Source organism: Delftia sp. PX-1 (assembly GCF_055797465.1).
On sequence record NZ_CP184763.1, the window covers coordinates 3,388,994 to 3,405,369 of the forward strand.

Consider the following 16,376-nt stretch of genomic DNA (forward strand, 5'->3'; position numbering starts at 1 on the left):
TTGCCGCGGTTTCAGGGGAGGTGTGGCTCAGGCACTCAGGCCCTCAGGCCGGCCGGTGTCTGGGCGAATGCCACGAAGCCCGGCAGCGCCTCGATGCGGCCCAGCCAGGCGCGCACCTCGCGGTAGGGTTGCAGGTCCACATTGCCCTCGGGCGCGCTGGCGATGTAGCTGTACAGGGCCACGTCGGCAATCGTGGGCGCGCTGCCGGTGAGAAAGGGGCGAGTGGTCAATTGCGCCTCGATCTTGCCGAGGATGGCGTGGGCGCGGGCTATCACTTCCTCGGCCTGGAAGGAGGCCTTGAACACCGTGACCAGCCGGGCCGCCGCCGGGCCGAAGGCAATGGGGCCGGCGGCGATGCTCAGCCATTTCTGGATCTCGGCCTCGGCCCGGGCGCCCAGGGGCATCCAGTCCTGGCGGTCCAGCTTGCGCGCCAGGTAGACCAGGATGGCGTTGGAGTCGGCAATCACCGTACCGTTGTCATCCAGCACCGGCACCTGGCCCAGCGGGTTCAGCGCCAGGAACTCGGGCTTCTTCTGCGCGCCGTTGGCCAGATCCACGTGGACCAACTCATGCTCCACGCCCAGCAGGCCGAGGAAGAGGCGGGCGCGATGGGCGTGGCCGGACAGGGGAAAGTGGTAGAGCTTCATTGCGGTTCCTTGGGGGTGGTGAAGGCGCCGGTTGTCGGCGCCACGGGACGTATCCTCCTTCTCCGTCCGCATCTTTAGAATCCCCGGCGACGGCAAGTCACTCTTGCGGGAACGCGAACAAAGCGCCGGCACAAACCTGGGCAGTCCTGCGCGGGCCGCTCGCAGCCGGGCAGACATACGACACAGACAAGGCAGGCACAGATGGATCGCTTCCAGTCCATGACGGCATTTCTCGCGGTGGTGGACACGGGCGGCTTCGCCTCGGCCGCACGTCGGCTCAAGGTCTCGCCCTCGGTGGTGACGCGCGCGGTTTCCGACCTGGAGGAGCGCCTGGGCGTGCGCTTGCTCACGCGCACCACGCGCTTCGTGCGCGTGACCGAGGCCGGCACCGCCTACGCCGACAGCTGCCGCCGCATCCTGGCCGAGCTGGAGGAGGCCGACGAGCATGTCGCCAGCGCCCACGCCGCACCGCGCGGCCGGCTCACGCTCACGGCGCCGGTCAACTTCGGGCGCATGCACGTGCTGCCCGTGGTGCACGACTACCTGGGCCGGTTTCCCGAGGTGGACGTCAACTGCTGGTTTGTGGACCGCGTGGTCAGCCTGGTGGACGAGGGCGTGGACGTGGCCGTGCGCATCGGCGATCTGCCCGATTCCTCGCTGCAGGCCATCCGCGTGGGCAGCGTGCGACAGGTGCTATGCGCCTCGCCCGCATACCTGGCCAGCCACGGCGTGCCCCAGCGGCCCGAGGAGCTTGCGCAGCACACCACCATCACCGCATCCGGCCTCACCTCCACGCCCGAATGGCGGTTTCTCGAAGGCGACAAGGCCCTGGCCGTGCGCCTGCAGCCGCGCCTCATGTCCATGACCAACGAGGCTGCGGCAGACTGCGCCCTGGCCGGGCAAGGCATCACGCGCCTGCCGCTCTACCAGATCGCCAAACCCGTGCAGGACGGCGCACTGCGCCTGGTGCTGGAGCCCTTCGAGCGGCCGCCGCTACCGATTCATGTAGTGCACAGGGAAGGACGGCACGCCGCACACCGCGTGCGGGCGTTCATCGATATGGCGGTGGATGCGCTGCGGGTGGCGGCGTTGAAGTGGTAGCGGGGCCGAGACTTCGCTACCGCACGGCCGTGGCCTCGACCCAGATCGTCTGCCCCGGATGGTGCTCCTCAATGGTGGACACGGCATCGTCGATCAAAACGCGGTCCTCCAGCGAGTAGGCAAAGCGGCTGAGGTTGGGCCATTGTCGGGCGGCGTAGTCGGCCTCGGAAATCGCATCGCTGCCGCACCAGACGGAGTCATTTTCGGTGGCGGCGAGAAGTGCCTGTGCCAAGCCGGTAGATGTGATCGCCAGGAAGATCATGGGCATGTGGTCCGGATGTTGATGGGTGGACAGTTTGCCTTCGATGGCCAGTCCGCCGGGCCTGCCTGGATCAAACAAAACTAGAATGATAGTCATTCTCGTTATCGATTCATCACCTCCCCCCGGCCATGCCCACCCCTTCCGCTTCCTGGACCGCTGCGCGCTGGCACCAGCTTTTCTGTGCCTGCCAGCAGCAATTGGTGTCCTATCTGGCCGGCAAGACCGGCAGCCGTGATGAGGCGCAGGAGCTGGCCCAGGAAACCTGGCTGCGCCTGGCCGATGCGCCGCCGCAGCTGCCCGATGGCAGCTCGCCCACGCTCGAAGCCGCGCGGGCCTACCTGTTTGCCACGGCCAAGCATCTGGCGATAGACAGGCTGCGCCAGCGCGGTGCGCAGCAGCGCTGCATGGACGACTGGGCGCAATTGCAGCCCGAGGCCGAAGGCGATGTGGCCGACCGAGCCATGTACCGGCAGGCACTGGCTGTGGTGGAGCGCACGATTGCAGACCTGCCCGAGCGCATGCAGGCCGCCTTGCTGGCCCACCGCCTGCATGGCGAGCGGCAGGCCGACATCGCCCGGCGCCTGCAGGTCTCCCTGAACACCGTGGAGCGTGACCTGATGCAGGCCGATGCCTGCCTGGAAGCCGCCTTGCTGCGCTGGCGCGGCGGGGTGGATGCGGGCTTGCAGGCCTCTTCCAGAAAGCGGCGGCGGCGTGCCCTTGGCGCACTGCTGGGCGTGGCCGGCATGGCCTGCGCGGCCTGGCCCGCCTGGCAGATGTGGAGCCGCCGCGTGCTGTGGCAAGGTGAACTGGCCAGCGCCACGGGCGTGCAGCGCAGCCTGGAGCTGCCCGATGGCAGCGTGCTGCGCGTGGATGCCGCCAGCCGCGTGGCGCTGACCTACCGTGCCGACCTGCGACAGGCACAGCTGCTGGAAGGCGCTGCCTTCTTTGCCGTGGCCCGCGATGCGGCACGGCCCTTTGTGGTGGAGGCCGGCCCCCTGCGCGTGACCGTGCTGGGCACGCGCTTTGGTGTGGAACTGGAGCCCGATGCGGTGCGCGTGCAGGTGGAGTCGGGCCAGGTGCGGGTGGAGCATGCGGCCACCGGGCGCAGCCAGTTGCTGCAGGACAGCCAGTCGCTGCGCATTCCCCTGGACGGCGGTGCGGGAGATGCCGATGGCGCTGCCTGGCAGCCGCAGCTCCAGCAACGGCCCGCGGCCTGGCGCGAGGGCGAGCTGGTCTTCGAGCAGGAACCGCTGGGCCGCGTCGTGCACCGTCTGGGCCGCTACACGCGGCGCCGCCTGGTGGTGGAGGAGGGCGCGGCGCAACTGGCCATCAGCGGCCATGTGCGCATTGCCCAGACCGAGCGCTGGCTGCGCGGGCTGCCGCAGTTCGCGCCGGTGCAGGTCAGCGTGCTGGACGACGGCGGGCTGCGGATTGCGCGGCGCGGCGGGCGCGCGGAGCCGTGAAGTTTTTTTCAGGGTTTTTGGGAGTGACTCGTATTTGCATATGAAAGGCCGGGCGTCCTGCCTGTGCCGGCGATTCGCAATGAGCCTGTCTTCCAGAAAGTCCTTATGTCCGCTCCCAAGTCCTCCCGATTCCGATTCCGCCTCCGCCTCCGCCTCCGCCGCACAGCGGTTTTTCATGCATGTGCAGGCCTGGTGCTGGGCCTGCAACTGCAGTTGGCCGCCGCGCAATCGGTGTCCTTCGACGTGCCGGCCCAGCCGCTGGCCCAGGCGCTGAGCCAGTTTGCGCGCCAGGCGGGGCTGCAGCTCACCTACTCCTCCGAACTGGTGCAGGGCCGGCAGGCCCCGGCGCTCAACGGCAGCCACGATGTGCGCCAGGGCCTGGCGGCATTGCTGCAGGGCAGCGGCCTGCAGGGCCGCATCGAGGGCGGCACGCTGACGCTGCTTCCCGCTGCGGCCAACGCGCCTGAGAATGCGCACCGCCTGTCCGAGATCACCGTGACGGCCGGTGACCAGTATGTGAGCCTGCTGCCCGCACCCTACGCCGGCGGGCAGGTGGCCAAGGGCGTGCGCCTGGGCGTGCTGGGCAATACCGGCAACATGCAGGCGCCGTTCAGCACCACCAGCTACACGTCCGAGGCCGTGCGCAACCAGCAGGCCGGCACCATTGCCGAGGCGGTGAACCGCGACCCTTCCGTGCGCTACACCGTGCTGCCGGGCGGCAACGTGGACAACCTCTATATCCGGGGCTTTCCGATCTGGGAGGGCAACTCGGGCGAGATCGCCTTTGACGGCATCTACGGCATTGCCCCCAACTACCGCGTGCGCACCGAATACGTGGACCGCATCGAGGTGGTCAAGGGGCCGGGCGCGCTGCTGTTCGGCATGTCGCCCAACGGCTCGGTGGGCGGCGTGATCAACATCGCTCCCAAGCGCGCCAATGAAGATGTGGCGCGGCTGGCCACGGGCTGGACTTCGGACAGCCTATGGCGTGCCCATGCCGACGTGGGCCGGCGCTTTGGCGACGAGGCCCAGTACGGCATCCGTGTGAACGCCAGCAAGTACGGCGGCGATACGTCCATGGACCATCAAAGCACCGACGGCCATGTGCTGGCCGTGGCGCTGGACTACGAGGTGGAGCGCTTCCGCGCCACGTTGGACCTGCTCTCGCAGGACGAGCGCATCGACGGCGTGGGCCGGCCCATCATGCCCACGGGGCTCTCCTCCATGCCTGCTGCGCCCGACGGCACACTCAACGTGACCCAGCCCTGGGAATGGTCCAGGAATCGCGAGCGCGCCGTGCTGCTGCGCACCGAGCTGGACCTCACGCAGCAGCTCACGCTGTTCGCCAACATCGGCCAGTCGCGCGCCAATGTGGACCGCATCTATGACTCCGCCCCGCGCCTGACCAGTGCGGCGGGTGCCACCAGCATCACGCCCACCTATGCGGTGTTCGACGTGGACCGCAGCACCATCGACGCGGGCCTGCGCTCGCGCTTTGCGCTGGCCGGTGTCAAGCATTCGGTCACGCTGCAGCTGGCCAGCTACCGCGAGGATTTCCACCGTGCGCTGCAGGCGGGCTCGGCGGTGGCGTCCAACATCTATGCGCCTGTTGCCCATGCGCCGCAAAGCATTGCGCGGCCTTCGGCCATTCCGCGCATTCATGACAACCGCAACACCAGCCTGGCCCTGGTGGACACGCTCTCGCTGCTGCAGGACAGGCTGCAACTGTCGCTGGGCCTGCGCCACCAGGCCATCAAGTCCACCAACTACAACGTGCTCACAGGCGGCACCGCCAATGTCTACGACGAGAGCGTGACCACGCCCGCCGTGGGCGTGGTCTGGCGCCAGGCGCCCAACTGGAGCCTCTACGCCAACTACATCGAAGGCCTGAGCAAGGGCGACATCGCCCCGCCCGCCGCCAGCAACTACGGCGAGGTGCTGCGCCCCTACAAGAGCCGCCAGTACGAAGTGGGCAGCAAGTACGACTTCGGCAGCTTCATGGCCACGGCCGCCCTGTTCAGCATTGAAAAACCCAGCGGTGGCCTGGACCAGGGCGTCTACAAGACCAACGGCGAGCAGCGCAACCTGGGCATGGAGCTGTATGCCTACGGCGAGGCCGCACGCGGCCTGCGCCTGCTCGGTGGCGTGACGTGGCTCAAGCCCGAGATCACGCGCTCGGCCACGCCTGCGCTGGTGGGCAACCGGCCCATCGGCACTTCGCGCCTGCTGGCCAACCTGGGCGTGGAATGGGATGTGCCCGCCGCGGAAGGCTTGACCCTGGTCGGCGACCTGGCCTACACCGGCGCCCAGTTCGTGGACCAGGCCAACCGCCTGCGCATCCCGGGTTGGACACGCACCGACCTGGGCCTGCGCTATGCCACCCGCATCGCGGGCCGCAAGACCACGCTGCGCGCCACAGTGCAGAACGTGGCCGACCGCAAGGCCTGGGCCGGCGTCACGTCCTGGGGCGCCGTCTCGCCGATGATTCCGCGCACCTTCGTGGTGTCGGCATCGATGGATTTCTGAGGTCGGCGCGGTGGCTGGGCGGGCCGCGCTCTATGCTTGAGGCATGAACGCAAGCAAGACCCTGCTGATCGTCTACCACTCCATGACCGGCGGCACCCGCCAGATGGCCGAGGCCGCGCGCGACGGCGCAGCGGCCGAAGGCCAGGGCGTGCAGGTGTGCCTGCTGCACGCCTGCGAGGCCGGCCCGGACGATGTGCTGTCCGCCGACGGCTACTTCTTCGCCACCCCGGAAAACCTGGCCGCCATCAGCGGCCAGCTCAAGGACTTCTTCGACCGCAGCTACTACGCGGCGCTGGACCGCATCAATGGCCGGCCCTATGCCAGCCTCATCTGCGCCGGCAGCGACGGCCAGAATGCGGCCCGCCAGATCGCCCGCATCGCCACCGGCTGGCGCCTCAAGCCCGTGGCCGAGCCCCTGATCATCTGCACCCACGCCCAGACCACCGAAGCCATCCTGGCGCCCAAGCAGATTGCCGCAGCTGAGCTGGAGCAGTGCCGGGCGTTGGGGGAGGCGATGGGGGCCGGGCTGGCGCTGGGGGTCTTTTGAGGGTTGCCAGCATCTTGGGTGCCCTACATTTCTTGGTGGCCCGGTCGCCCGGTGTGGCTCAGCCGAACAGGCGCGACCAGAATCTGCCTTTTCCACCCACCTGCTGCCGGGCTCCCTGCATGTGGGCGCGTATGCCGAGCAATTGGGCATCGTCCGGATCGTGGCGCAGGGCGATCTCGACCAGTTCAGGCTGAAGGTGCGAGGCCTTGAGCTGGCCCAGGGCCCTGAGGGCGGTGACCTTGTGCGCATGAACGAAGCTCATGCTGCGAACTTCCCATGGCGCTTGCTGTTGCTGCGGCGAAAGCTGCGCATAGCGGCGCTCGGCTTCGGCCACGATGTCGAGGACGTCCTGGTGGTGGCTGGTCTCGTTGAGATAGGCGCATGCGGTCTGCGCGCAGTCCAGATACAGGCCGGTATCAAGCGCGTAGTCCTCCATCAGCAGCAGGGACAGGTCGGTGGCTTGCTTGCGGTTCCCCAGTTGCCGATAGGCATGGCGCAGGTTTTCCAGCAGGGCCCGGAAACAGGTCTGCTGCAGCCCGGCTTCGAGGACGGCGGCCGCCTGCTCGTACTGTTCCTGCGCGTTGTACAGCACGCCCAGGTTGTTGCAGCACATGGCATAGGTGTGGATGTCCAGCGCGGCGGGCGCGGCCTCCTGGCCGTTTGCCGGCGTGCCGGCGCTGGCGAAGCGCTCCAGACAGCGTTCGTAGAGTGTGGTCTGCAGGCGCTCGATTTCCTGCAGGGCTGCTGCATCCGTGTCGGGGCGCTTCCACTTGCCCACGGTCACGCCGGCCGTGTAGTAGTCGGGTGCCGCCGGGCTATCAGCCAACTCGGGATAGGAAAAGATGCTGCGCCAGGGCACGGCATGCTCCATCTCGAAAATGCGGGCTTGCAAGTCCGCCTGGGGCTGCAAGGCATGAGACTTGCGGTAGGCGGCCAGCGCGGGCTCGGGTTCGTCCAGCCAATAGTGGGCACTGCCCAAATAGCGGTGTCCATAGGCATTGCCTGGTGACATTGCCAGTGCGCGCTGCGCCCATTCGCCGACCTGGCGCAATGCCGCACTGCGGTCCTCGGTGAATTGGTCACTGGAATCGAGATACACCAGGCACAGCATCAGCCATGACCATTCGCTACCCTGGCCTGATTCGGCAGTGGCCCGAATGCTGGCCAAGAGGCTGGCAATCGCTTCATTGTCCAGATGGCTGAAAACCGTGGTGCCAGACCATAGCGCATGCATTCGCGCGTGGTCGCCCTGGCTGAGGGCATGCATTCCTTGGGAAATCAGTCGTTCCATGGTCTGTTGGGAATATTGTGGGAGGCGCCATCGTATCCGCTGTGTTTGACAGGAGGATGGGGCACCACTCAATGGGAGCGATAAGACGCCCGTGCAGACAATGTCTGAACAACAGGTCAAAGCCCCGTCAACTGCGGCAATGCCTTCTCGCAGGCCTTGCGGCACAGGTAGCGCAGGTCCTGTTCACCATCTTCACTGCGCAGGTAGCCGGCGCCGGCGGCGTTGATGTTCCATTCATAGACCTTGCCCGAGCGCAGCAGCCGTCCGCTGAAACTGCAGGGCAGGATGATGGATTCCTCGTGGAAGCTGCCAGCCGAGACTTGCTTTGCCGTCGCGAAATAGCGGGCCACGTCGGTGGCGTCCAGGCTGACTTTCTCGCAGCCCATGGTCTCGCCCGTGCCTACGGAACGGGTGACCGGGCCGATGACGGAAATGGGCGCCGCCTTGGCCGCGTGTTTGTGCGTGGGCGTGGATGTGGATGTAGATGAGGCCTGCAGCGGCGCATGCAGGCACAGCATCACGGCAGCCCAGGCGGCAATGCGCAGGCTGCGAGAGGGATTGTTGAAAAGCTGGCTGGATGGCATGGCTCAGGCTCCCGTGAAGATGTAGCGCAGCAATTGGGCGCCTTCGGTCGCTTCCTTGCGGGCAATGGCGCCGTGGGAGTAGACATCGGACAGCAGCTTGAGCTTGTAGTGGTCCACCAATTGCTGGGTCAGCCATTTGGTCTGGAACAGCTGCGATTGGGTGGGCGCCTCGTAATCCTTGGTCGATGGCAGGAAGCGGCCCACCACCTCGATGCCCACGGAGTCGCTGTTGGCCGGATAACGCAACGGATAGGCCTTTGTGTTCTCGTGCGATGACACATTCTTGGCCCGCTTGCTGAAGCTCAGGCCCTTTTGGTGCAGCAGGGCATTGATGTTCTTGAGTTCCGTGGGATCGCAGGTGCTCTCGTTGACGCAGCGCGGCTGAAGAATTCCCACATGCCAGCAGATCTTTTCCAGACTGGCGGTTTGGTAGATCTTCCCGTCCTTCTCGATCAGGAAGTGCGCCCCTGTCTTCTGGCCGCTCTTGTAGGCATTGAGCACGCTGGCTGCCGTGGACGAGTCTGTGCGGTGCAGCACGATGGAGGTGACGGACAGCAAGGCGCCGTGCTCTATGGACGGATAGGTCTTGACTTCGACGCTTTTGTCTACCATCAATCCTTTTTCGATAGTGGCCAATTATTTCTCCCTCTTTATTCCGACTGGTTGGTTGCGGCTGGCTGGAAAACCGGCACAGCATACAGGTTTATTAGATAGAAATAATTCGAAATGTACGACAGACTTTGTTGATTGAAATATGTTGAAACAATTGACTTGGGTTCATGAAGGATTGATGAATCGCAGAAATGTCCTGCATTCCGTCACGCCCAGCGGCAGCGAAGTGCACCGGCCTGCGCGGTGACCCATGAAAGCGCCGCAATTGGATGCGCCGGCAGCAGACCAATGGCAAGGTCGAGAAGTTCATTCAGTGGATGCTTCGCGAATGAGACTATGGCTGGGCGTACCTGAACTCAGCCGAGTGGACTAATGCCTTTTCTATCTGGCAGCACCTACAACAGGCAGAGATTGCACAGCGACATCGGAGGCGTCGTCCTGATGTCCAGGCTCAAATCTGCAAACAACCTATTGTCGGTTCACGTCTAGTTGTATTAGATAAATTTCGCCTTGCAAGCCGCAGGTGCAGTCCTGGATATGGTGCCGGTACCTGATATCCAGTCTGTCAAGGACGCTTTCGCAGGCCGGGAAGTTGCATCCGGGCCTGAGCTTTTGCAGTCGTCTTGCTAACAGGTTTGAAGAAGACCCATCAGCCAGCGCGCAGAACGTCCGGACAGCAGCCATTGGGCGCCATTAAAGCAGCGATCCTGGGCAGAAGGGGCAGCTTGTCCAGCATCATGGCGGCGAGCAAGAGGCAAGGGCGGCGGCGCCGCGCAGCACGCGGCCTCAGACGGGGGATTTCGCTTCAGGCAGAACATGGACGGGCCTTTATAAGTATTGGCTTTTGCCTGGAACCCGGTGGTCACCAAGAAGGTTCAGAGATTTCAACGGTTTCTATGGCTGGCTCAGATTGTCCTGGTGTTCCCGCAACGCAGTCTTGGGGTGTCGGCTTTCAGTTATTTCCACCAGCCGGCCGCCAGCACTGCTGCCATGGTGCTGGCCATGCCGGCCCATTGCGTGGCCCATGGCCCGACGGTGAAGCGGGTCAGGTCTACCAGCAATATCATGGCCGGATAGATAAAGGAAAGTGCGGCAGGCTGGATCGGGCACGCACCGGATCCGGCACGCGAAGTATCCGTGCCGCCCCTCTGCGTAGAGATCGTGCGTAGAGCCACATTCAGCGGGAGAGCAAGATGAAGAGATGCACGTGGGAGGGCATGGTGAAATGTGCATACGGTACAAGGCGCTTGCCATAACCTCGTCGCCCCGGGAAATCAGTTGTCCTATTGTTGTGCCCGGCGAACTGAGGCAGTGCACCACCATATTTGCGGCAGATGCCCATGTCATTGGCTGGCCTGAAAGTGAGATGTTGTATCTCTTCGTCGATCGCACCGATCGTATTCATAGAGAATCTCTTTCGTCAACATGACCTCAACATGACCATCTCCATGAGGGACGTGAGATGCATGGTCGTGCCATTCGCCCTCGATACCCCCACTTCGCCTTTGGTAAGGAAACGATGAGTGAATGGGGCTTGCATTGCATTCGTGCTTGTGGCACCCACAGTCAAGGCTATAGATTGTATTGTGGTGAGTGAGTGCTTATTTTGCATGTTGGATAATTATTGGCTTGCTAACTGTTTGTCCAGGGAAAAAATGGGGGTTTGCAAAAATCTTCATACCGAGTTAGGCTTGTCGCCTCGACGCAGTTGAGAAAAATACGACAGAGCAATGATGCTTGTTCGGTGTCTTAAGTGAGTGTGCCAAATAATTTTTGAAACTCAGTGGGAATGGTATATGGGAAAATATACTGAGCGCATGAAATGAAAGGAGTTGAAAAAATAAAATTAAGTCGGTGTGGTTTTAAAATTATTGTACTTGAGGAGATTTCCGTAATGAAGATTGCATATGTTGGTTGTGCGGTAGTTTTTGCTTCTTTCTTGTCGTCGAATGCATTGGCGGAAGGGTGGATCGGTTCCACGTCCAATACCTATACCGATGGCGCTCACATAGAAGGATGGGCGTGTAATCCGGCAACGCCTGGCGTTTCCGGATGGGTTCACTTCTGGAGCGGTAGTGCAGATAATAAATTCCTAGGTGCTTTGCATGCAAATATCCCACGCGAGCAGGCGGTAGGAAATATATGCGGAGACTCCGGTGTGCACGGTTTCAGTGGAACTCTGGATGTGCCATATGCCGAACGTGATGGGAAAAGGCATAAAATCGTAGCCTACTTCATCAACGAAAATGGACAGCCACCGTTGTTGCTGCAAAACCATGCCTATATGTGGCTGGATGGCGGATATACGTTGCAGACAAGAACTGAGTGTAATGGAGCCAATCCTGCGCCGGGGCATTGGGTCAAGAAAGCTGTTGGCGGAAAGTGCACACTGCACAGTAGTGTAGGCGGTATCACGTGGGCTCTGAACACGACACATGCCTTCATCAGCAATGCGCCCTCGGGTTACCAGCTTGAGGCCTGTGAGCCAGGTCCTGCCGGATGGACGACTCTGAGCACAAACCCCTCATCCTCCAATTGCATGAGGATTGATCCTTATGCGAACATTGTTACCAGCCCCAGCTACATCATCAAGAAAAATTGATGATTGACAGTTTCCGGTTGATCTGGTTTCCTTAAAATCCGTGGTAACTTCAGGGTCTTGGGGTAAAGACCTTTGTCTCTGATCCTGCAGTTACTCTATTGCACGAATTTCGCAGGGTGCATGCTATTCCGCACGGTAAATTTGAACTCTCTCGTCTATTTTGAGAATCCGCTATTGGGGTAGTGGATTTCTCTTGACGAGGATGATGGTTTTGGGGTTTTGATGTCGATCATGTTTTTCCGATCAGGCCGAAAACGATTCTGATCCTGCTCCGGAAAACCTGGGCGTTCGCACCAGATTACGTTCGGCTTGTTTGCGCTGGACCGTTAGGACTGGCCCGTGAGCCGGTGCCCCAGCACCGCCACCACAATGCAGCCCATCCCGACCCACTGCGCCGCCGACGGCACGGCGCCAAACCAGACCAGATCCACCAGCAAGGCCATGGCGGGGTAGACGAAGGACAGTGCCGCAATGGCCGGCGCCGGCAGCCGCTGGAATGCGGCATACATCACCGTGTACATGAAGGCCGTATGGACCAGTCCCAGGGTCAGCACCATGGAGGCGGCGCGCGCTGACAGCAATTGAGGGCTGGTTGCGGCGATATGGGTGAGCAGCGGCAGGGCCCACAGGCTCAGCACCAGTCCGCCCGCCAGCATCTGCAGCATGGCGATCTGGGCCGAGGGCATGTGGCCCAGGCGGCGCGTGGCGACCGTGGTGCCTGCGTAGAGAGCGGCGGCCAGCAGGGCCAGGGCGACGCCTATCCAGGCGCCTGTTCCAGCATGCGATGCATCCATGCCATCCAGCCCGACCAGGCCGCTGCTCAGCGCCACCCCCAGCAGGGCCAGCAGCAGCCAGGGCAGCTTGCGGCGTTCAACGGGCTCGCCCTGCAGCGCCGAAAGAGCCAGCAACATGAAGGGCTGCACGTGGTAGACCACGGTGGCCACGGCGATGGAGCTGTAGTGGTAGGCGCTGAAGAGGGCGACCCAGTTGAGCACCAGGGCGATGCCGCCGCCAGCCAGCCACAGCCATTCACGGCCTTGAGGGGCGACCCATTCGCGCCGCCAGGCCAGCCACAGGCCCAGGCCCAGTGCGCCCAGCACGCACCGGGCGAATACGACCAGCAGCGGCGGCAGCGCGCTTTCCACGACCAGCAGGCCGATGGTGCCCGACAGCGCCATGGCCAGCAGCATGCGCCAGGTGCCGCCCTGGCTGGCTCGGGGCCGTGTGGTTGAGGTTGCAGAGGTGAGGCTGGGGTTGTGGGACATGGTGTCGATTCCTGGGCGCGCTTCGGTATGGAGCGCATGGCCGTATCTTGCGGACCTTGCAATCAATCAACAATCCATCAGTCATTCAAATTAATATTGCCTACCATGCAACAAAGACCGGAGTAGCGCCTTGCCCGATACCGCCATGCCCCTGGATGAAATGCTGGTCTTCGCCCGTGTGGTGGAGCACCAGAGCTTTGCGGGCGCGGCCCGGCAGTTGGGGCTGACGACCTCGGCCGTGAGCCGCAGCGTGGGGCGGCTGGAGGCGCATTTCGGGCTGCGGCTGCTGCAGCGCACCACGCGCTCGCTGTCGCTGACCGAGGTGGGGGCCGAGATCCATCAGGCCTGCCTGCGGCTGGTGGAGGATGCCCAGGCCGTGCAGGCGCTGGCCGGCCAGTTGCGCCAGCAGCCGCGCGGGCTGCTGAAGATCAGCGCGCCGGCCGTGCTGGGCGATCTCTGGCTGTCGCCACTGCTGCCGGGTTTTTGCGCGCGCTGGCCCGAGGTACAGGTGCAGGTGGACATGACGGACCGCATGGTGGACCTGGTGGCCGAGGGGCTGGACCTGGGCCTGCGCATCAGCATGCCGGGCCAGATCGCGCCGGGGCTGGTTGCGCGGCCGCTCAAGACCATCCGCTATGTGCTGGTGGCCACGCCCGGCTATCTGGCGCAGCATGCGCAGATCACGGAGCCCGGGCAACTGCTGGCGCATCCCTTCATCAGCCTGGGCTACGGCCAGTTCCAGAACGAGGTCGAATTGCGTCCGCAGCGCGCTGGGCATCAGCCGACCGCGCCCGCTACGCGTCTGCTGGTGAATACGCCCATCACCATTGCCAGCAGCCTGGGCATCATCCAGGCGCTGCAGCAGGGGCAGGGCATCGGCGTGGTAGCGGACTTTGCGGCGCAGGCGGCGCTGCAGGCCGGGCAGCTGGCGCCCGTGCTGCCGGGCTGGGCGCTGTGCGGCAAGTACGCGCCGCGCGTGGTGCATGCGGTCTATGCGCCCACGCGCCATGTGCCGCTGAAGCTGCGGGCGCTGATCGACTACCTGGTCGAGGTGGAGGGTGACGGCGCCGCGGCCCCCACCACCTAACCCATGCGCCTTCGCAGCGCCGCGCTGGCCCAGTCCACGGCCACGGACAGCGCCAGCATGGCGATGATGACGGTGCTGGCCTGGGCATAGTGGAACAGCGACAGCTCGAAGTACAGCAGCTGCCCCAGCCCGCCCGCGCCCACGAAGCCCAGGATGGCGGCCATGCGGATGTTCATCTCCCAGCGGTACAGCGTATAGGCCAGCAACTGCGGCGCGGCGCCGGGCAGCGTCGCGTAGAGGAAGGCCATGGCGCGGCCGCTGCCGGACAGGCGCAGCGCTTGGGTGGGGGCGGCGGGCTGGTTCTGCAGGGCCTCGGCATACAGGCGCCCCAGCACGCCGGCCGTGTGCAGCGCCAGCGCCAGCGCGCCTGCGAACGGGCCCAGGCCCACGGCCAGGGCGGTGATGGTGGCCCAGACCAGCTCGGGCACGGAGCGCAGCACGTTGAGCACCAGGCTCCAGGGGGCGCGCCAGCGCGGCAGCGCCAGCAGCAGGCCCAGCACGGCCGCCAGCAGGGTGCCGACCACGGAAATGGCCAGCGTCTCCCACACGCCCACGGCCACCTTGCGCAGCCATTCGGCGCTGGTGTCGGGCGGGAAGAAGCTGATGACGAATTCCAGCATCGACCGGCCCGCCGCGCCGGTGAACAGCGAGGGCAGGTCCATCTCCAGCATGGCAAAGCTGGCGGCCACGCCCAGCGCCAGGGCGGCGCAGGCGAGGGCGCTGCGCCAGCCCCAGGCGCTGGCACGCGCGGCGGGTGGCGTGTCCAGCGCGCGGCGCAGGCCGCGCGAGAGCAGGTCGGCGCCCCAGACCAGCAGCATGAAGGTCAGCAAGATGGTGGAGGCCTCGCCGCCGTTGAGCATCTTCATGGCCTGGTCCATGAGCTGGCCCAGGCCGCCCGCGCCCACAAAGCCCATGACCACCGAGGCGCGTATGGCGCACTCCCAGCGGTAGACGGTGTACGAGGTCAGCTCGCGCGCGGCCTGGGGCAGCAGGCCGTACAGCATGGCCAGCGGCCGGCGCGCGCCGGCCTGCGCCAGGGCACGCGCGGGTGCGGGGTCGGCCGATTCCAGGATTTCCGCATAGACCTTGGCCAGCATGCCGCCATAGGTCAGGCCCAGGGCCAGCACGCCAGCGGCCGGCCCCAGGCCGAAGACGCGCACGAAGACCAGGGCCCAGACCAGTTCGGGCACGCCGCGCAGGATGGTGAGCAGGCCGCGCGTGACGGGATTGAGCGCCCGCCGCTCGCGCGCGGCGCCCGTGACCAGGTAGGCCAGCGGCACGGCCAGCACAAAGGCCAGGGCCATGCCGGCCGTGGCAATGGCCAGGGTCTCCAGCGTGGCGCGGCCCAGGTAGCCCAGGAAGTCGCGCCCGGTTTCGGGTGGAAGAAACGTGGCCAGAAAGCGGCCGATGACCTGCAGGTTGCCGGGATCGAACAGCGCGCCCAGGCTGAAGCCCGCGCCCTGGAACAGCGGCCACAGCACGACGGCGGCCAGCACCAGGGCGCCGAGGCGGCGGGGCGCGGCGGGATCACGCAGCGCGTGCAGATCGGAACTCAACGGCATGCGGATGCGGACAGCGGTGCGGCAAAGGCGGCGGGCGCGGGTGTCCACGCGGGGCGGGAGGGATCATCACCAGCATGCTCGGACCCATACAGCGCACGCAGGTGCTCCTGCGTGACTTCAGCCGCCGGCAGGTCGAAGGCGATGGCGCCATCGCGGATGCCCACGATGCGCGCAAAGCAGGCCAGCGCCAGGTCCACGGCATGCAGGCTGGCGACCAGGGTGGCGCCGCGCGCGGCGGCTTCGTGCACCAGCAGTTGCACGGTTGACAGGGCCAGGGCCGGGTCCAGCGCGGCCACGGGCTCGTCGGCCAGGATCAGCTCGGCCTGCTGGTAGAGCACGCGGGCAATGCCCACGCGCTGCAGCTGCCCCCCAGAGAGCTGGTCGCAGCGCGCGAACAGCTTGTCTGCCAGCTGCACGCGGGCCAGGGCCTCGTGCGCGCCAGCGGTGTCCTGTGGGTACAGCAGCGAGGCCAGCGCCTTCCAGGCCGGCCACCGGCCCAGCCGCCCGGCCAGCACGGCCGTGACCACGCGCTGGCGCGGCGGTATGGGCGGCGCCTGGTGCACCGTGCCGATGCGCGCGCGCAGCAGCCGGGGTGCGCCCGCGCTGGACGCAGGCACCTCGTTGCCCAGCACGCTGCGCCGGCCCTGGCTGGGCGCCAGCGCCGTGCCAATGACGGACAGCAACGTGGTCTTGCCCGCGCCTGAGGGGCCGATCAGCGCAATGGCTTCGCCCTGGCGTGCGGCCAGCGTCACGCCGCGCAGCGCAATGCCGCCGCCGGCGTGGGTCAGGCCCACGCCTTGCAGTTCAAAGCTCATGGATTACGCCTG

Annotated in this window: 15 protein-coding genes; 6 read left to right on the forward strand and 9 right to left on the reverse strand. The window is 65.1% G+C overall.

The genetic code is table 11. From position 1 onward, the window contains the following. Positions 1-35 precede the first annotated feature (35 nt). Positions 36-647, reverse strand: coding sequence for a glutathione S-transferase family protein (locus ACN20X_RS15620; protein WP_016452899.1), 612 nt, complete (start codon positions 645-647; stop codon positions 36-38). 201 nt (positions 648-848) lie between these two features. On the opposite strand from ACN20X_RS15620, the gene ACN20X_RS15625 reads away from it, so the two are divergent. Next, positions 849-1,748, forward strand: a complete 900-nt coding sequence (locus tag ACN20X_RS15625) for a LysR family transcriptional regulator (protein ID WP_016452898.1) — start codon at positions 849-851, stop codon at positions 1,746-1,748. A gap of 16 nt (positions 1,749-1,764) precedes the next feature. Here ACN20X_RS15625 and ACN20X_RS15630 read toward each other — a convergent pair whose 3' ends face one another. After that, a complete protein-coding gene (locus tag ACN20X_RS15630; protein ID WP_250438517.1) occupies positions 1,765-2,106 on the reverse strand; it encodes a hypothetical protein in 342 nt (113 codons plus the stop codon). Between the two features lie 32 nt (positions 2,107-2,138). Here ACN20X_RS15630 and ACN20X_RS15635 point away from each other — a divergent pair, with 32 nt between their 5' ends. The 3 genes from ACN20X_RS15635 to ACN20X_RS15645 all read left to right on the forward strand — a co-directional run bounded on the left by ACN20X_RS15635 (position 2,139) and on the right by ACN20X_RS15645 (position 6,546). After that, entirely contained in the window at positions 2,139-3,473 is a 1,335-nt protein-coding gene (locus tag ACN20X_RS15635) for a sigma-70 family RNA polymerase sigma factor (protein WP_016452896.1), read from the forward strand. Positions 3,474-3,665: 192 nt separating this feature from the next. Then, on the forward strand, positions 3,666-5,999 hold the full coding sequence (locus ACN20X_RS15640) for a TonB-dependent receptor (RefSeq protein ID WP_227469635.1): 2,334 nt from the start codon (positions 3,666-3,668) through the stop codon (positions 5,997-5,999). A gap of 43 nt (positions 6,000-6,042) precedes the next feature. Next, positions 6,043-6,546 carry a flavodoxin family protein gene (locus tag ACN20X_RS15645; RefSeq protein ID WP_016452894.1) on the forward strand — a complete coding sequence of 168 codons (504 nt, stop codon included), beginning with the start codon at positions 6,043-6,045 and terminating at the stop codon, positions 6,544-6,546. Between the two features lie 58 nt (positions 6,547-6,604). On the opposite strand, the gene ACN20X_RS15650 is transcribed toward ACN20X_RS15645, so the two are convergent. From ACN20X_RS15650 to ACN20X_RS15665, 4 genes are all read right to left on the reverse strand, one after another. Next, positions 6,605-7,657, reverse strand: a complete 1,053-nt coding sequence (locus ACN20X_RS15650; protein ID WP_473209557.1) for a tetratricopeptide repeat protein — start codon at positions 7,655-7,657, stop codon at positions 6,605-6,607. Positions 7,658-7,953: 296 nt separating this feature from the next. Further along, positions 7,954-8,421: a hypothetical protein gene (locus tag ACN20X_RS15655; RefSeq protein WP_016452892.1), complete on the reverse strand. Its 468-nt coding sequence runs from the start codon at positions 8,419-8,421 to the stop codon at positions 7,954-7,956. A 3-nt stretch (positions 8,422-8,424) separates the two neighbouring features. Then, the gene (locus ACN20X_RS15660) at positions 8,425-9,033 is read right to left on the reverse strand and encodes a peptidoglycan recognition protein family protein (RefSeq protein ID WP_013802750.1); all 609 of its coding nucleotides are present in this window, start codon (positions 9,031-9,033) and stop codon (positions 8,425-8,427) included. Positions 9,034-10,210: 1,177 nt separating this feature from the next. Further along, positions 10,211-10,438 (reverse strand): hypothetical protein, encoded by a 228-nt coding sequence (locus tag ACN20X_RS15665; protein WP_151019911.1) that lies wholly within the window; start codon positions 10,436-10,438, stop codon positions 10,211-10,213. A 417-nt stretch (positions 10,439-10,855) separates the two neighbouring features. Between ACN20X_RS15665 and ACN20X_RS15670 the strand changes: the two genes are divergently transcribed. Beyond that, on the forward strand, positions 10,856-11,635 hold the full coding sequence (locus ACN20X_RS15670) for a hypothetical protein (protein WP_227468592.1): 780 nt from the start codon (positions 10,856-10,858) through the stop codon (positions 11,633-11,635). Positions 11,636-11,961: 326 nt separating this feature from the next. Here the strand turns inward: ACN20X_RS15670 and ACN20X_RS15675 are convergent, their stop codons facing one another. Then, a complete protein-coding gene (locus ACN20X_RS15675) occupies positions 11,962-12,900 on the reverse strand; it encodes a DMT family transporter (protein ID WP_016452891.1) in 939 nt (312 codons plus the stop codon). A gap of 145 nt (positions 12,901-13,045) precedes the next feature. Here ACN20X_RS15675 and ACN20X_RS15680 point away from each other — a divergent pair, with 145 nt between their 5' ends. Continuing rightward, a complete protein-coding gene (locus ACN20X_RS15680; protein ID WP_016452890.1) occupies positions 13,046-13,987 on the forward strand; it encodes a LysR family transcriptional regulator in 942 nt (313 codons plus the stop codon). Here the strand turns inward: ACN20X_RS15680 and ACN20X_RS15685 are convergent. Both ACN20X_RS15685 and ACN20X_RS15690 read right to left on the reverse strand, forming a co-directional pair. After that, entirely contained in the window at positions 13,984-15,549 is a 1,566-nt protein-coding gene (locus ACN20X_RS15685; RefSeq protein WP_016452889.1) for a PhnE/PtxC family ABC transporter permease, read from the reverse strand. The two genes, ACN20X_RS15680 and ACN20X_RS15685, sit on opposite strands and share 4 nt — an antisense overlap. After that, entirely contained in the window at positions 15,540-16,364 is an 825-nt protein-coding gene (locus tag ACN20X_RS15690) for a phosphonate ABC transporter ATP-binding protein (RefSeq protein ID WP_016452888.1), read from the reverse strand. The genes ACN20X_RS15685 and ACN20X_RS15690 overlap by 10 nt, the downstream gene beginning before the upstream one ends. Positions 16,365-16,376: the final 12 nt, after the last annotated feature.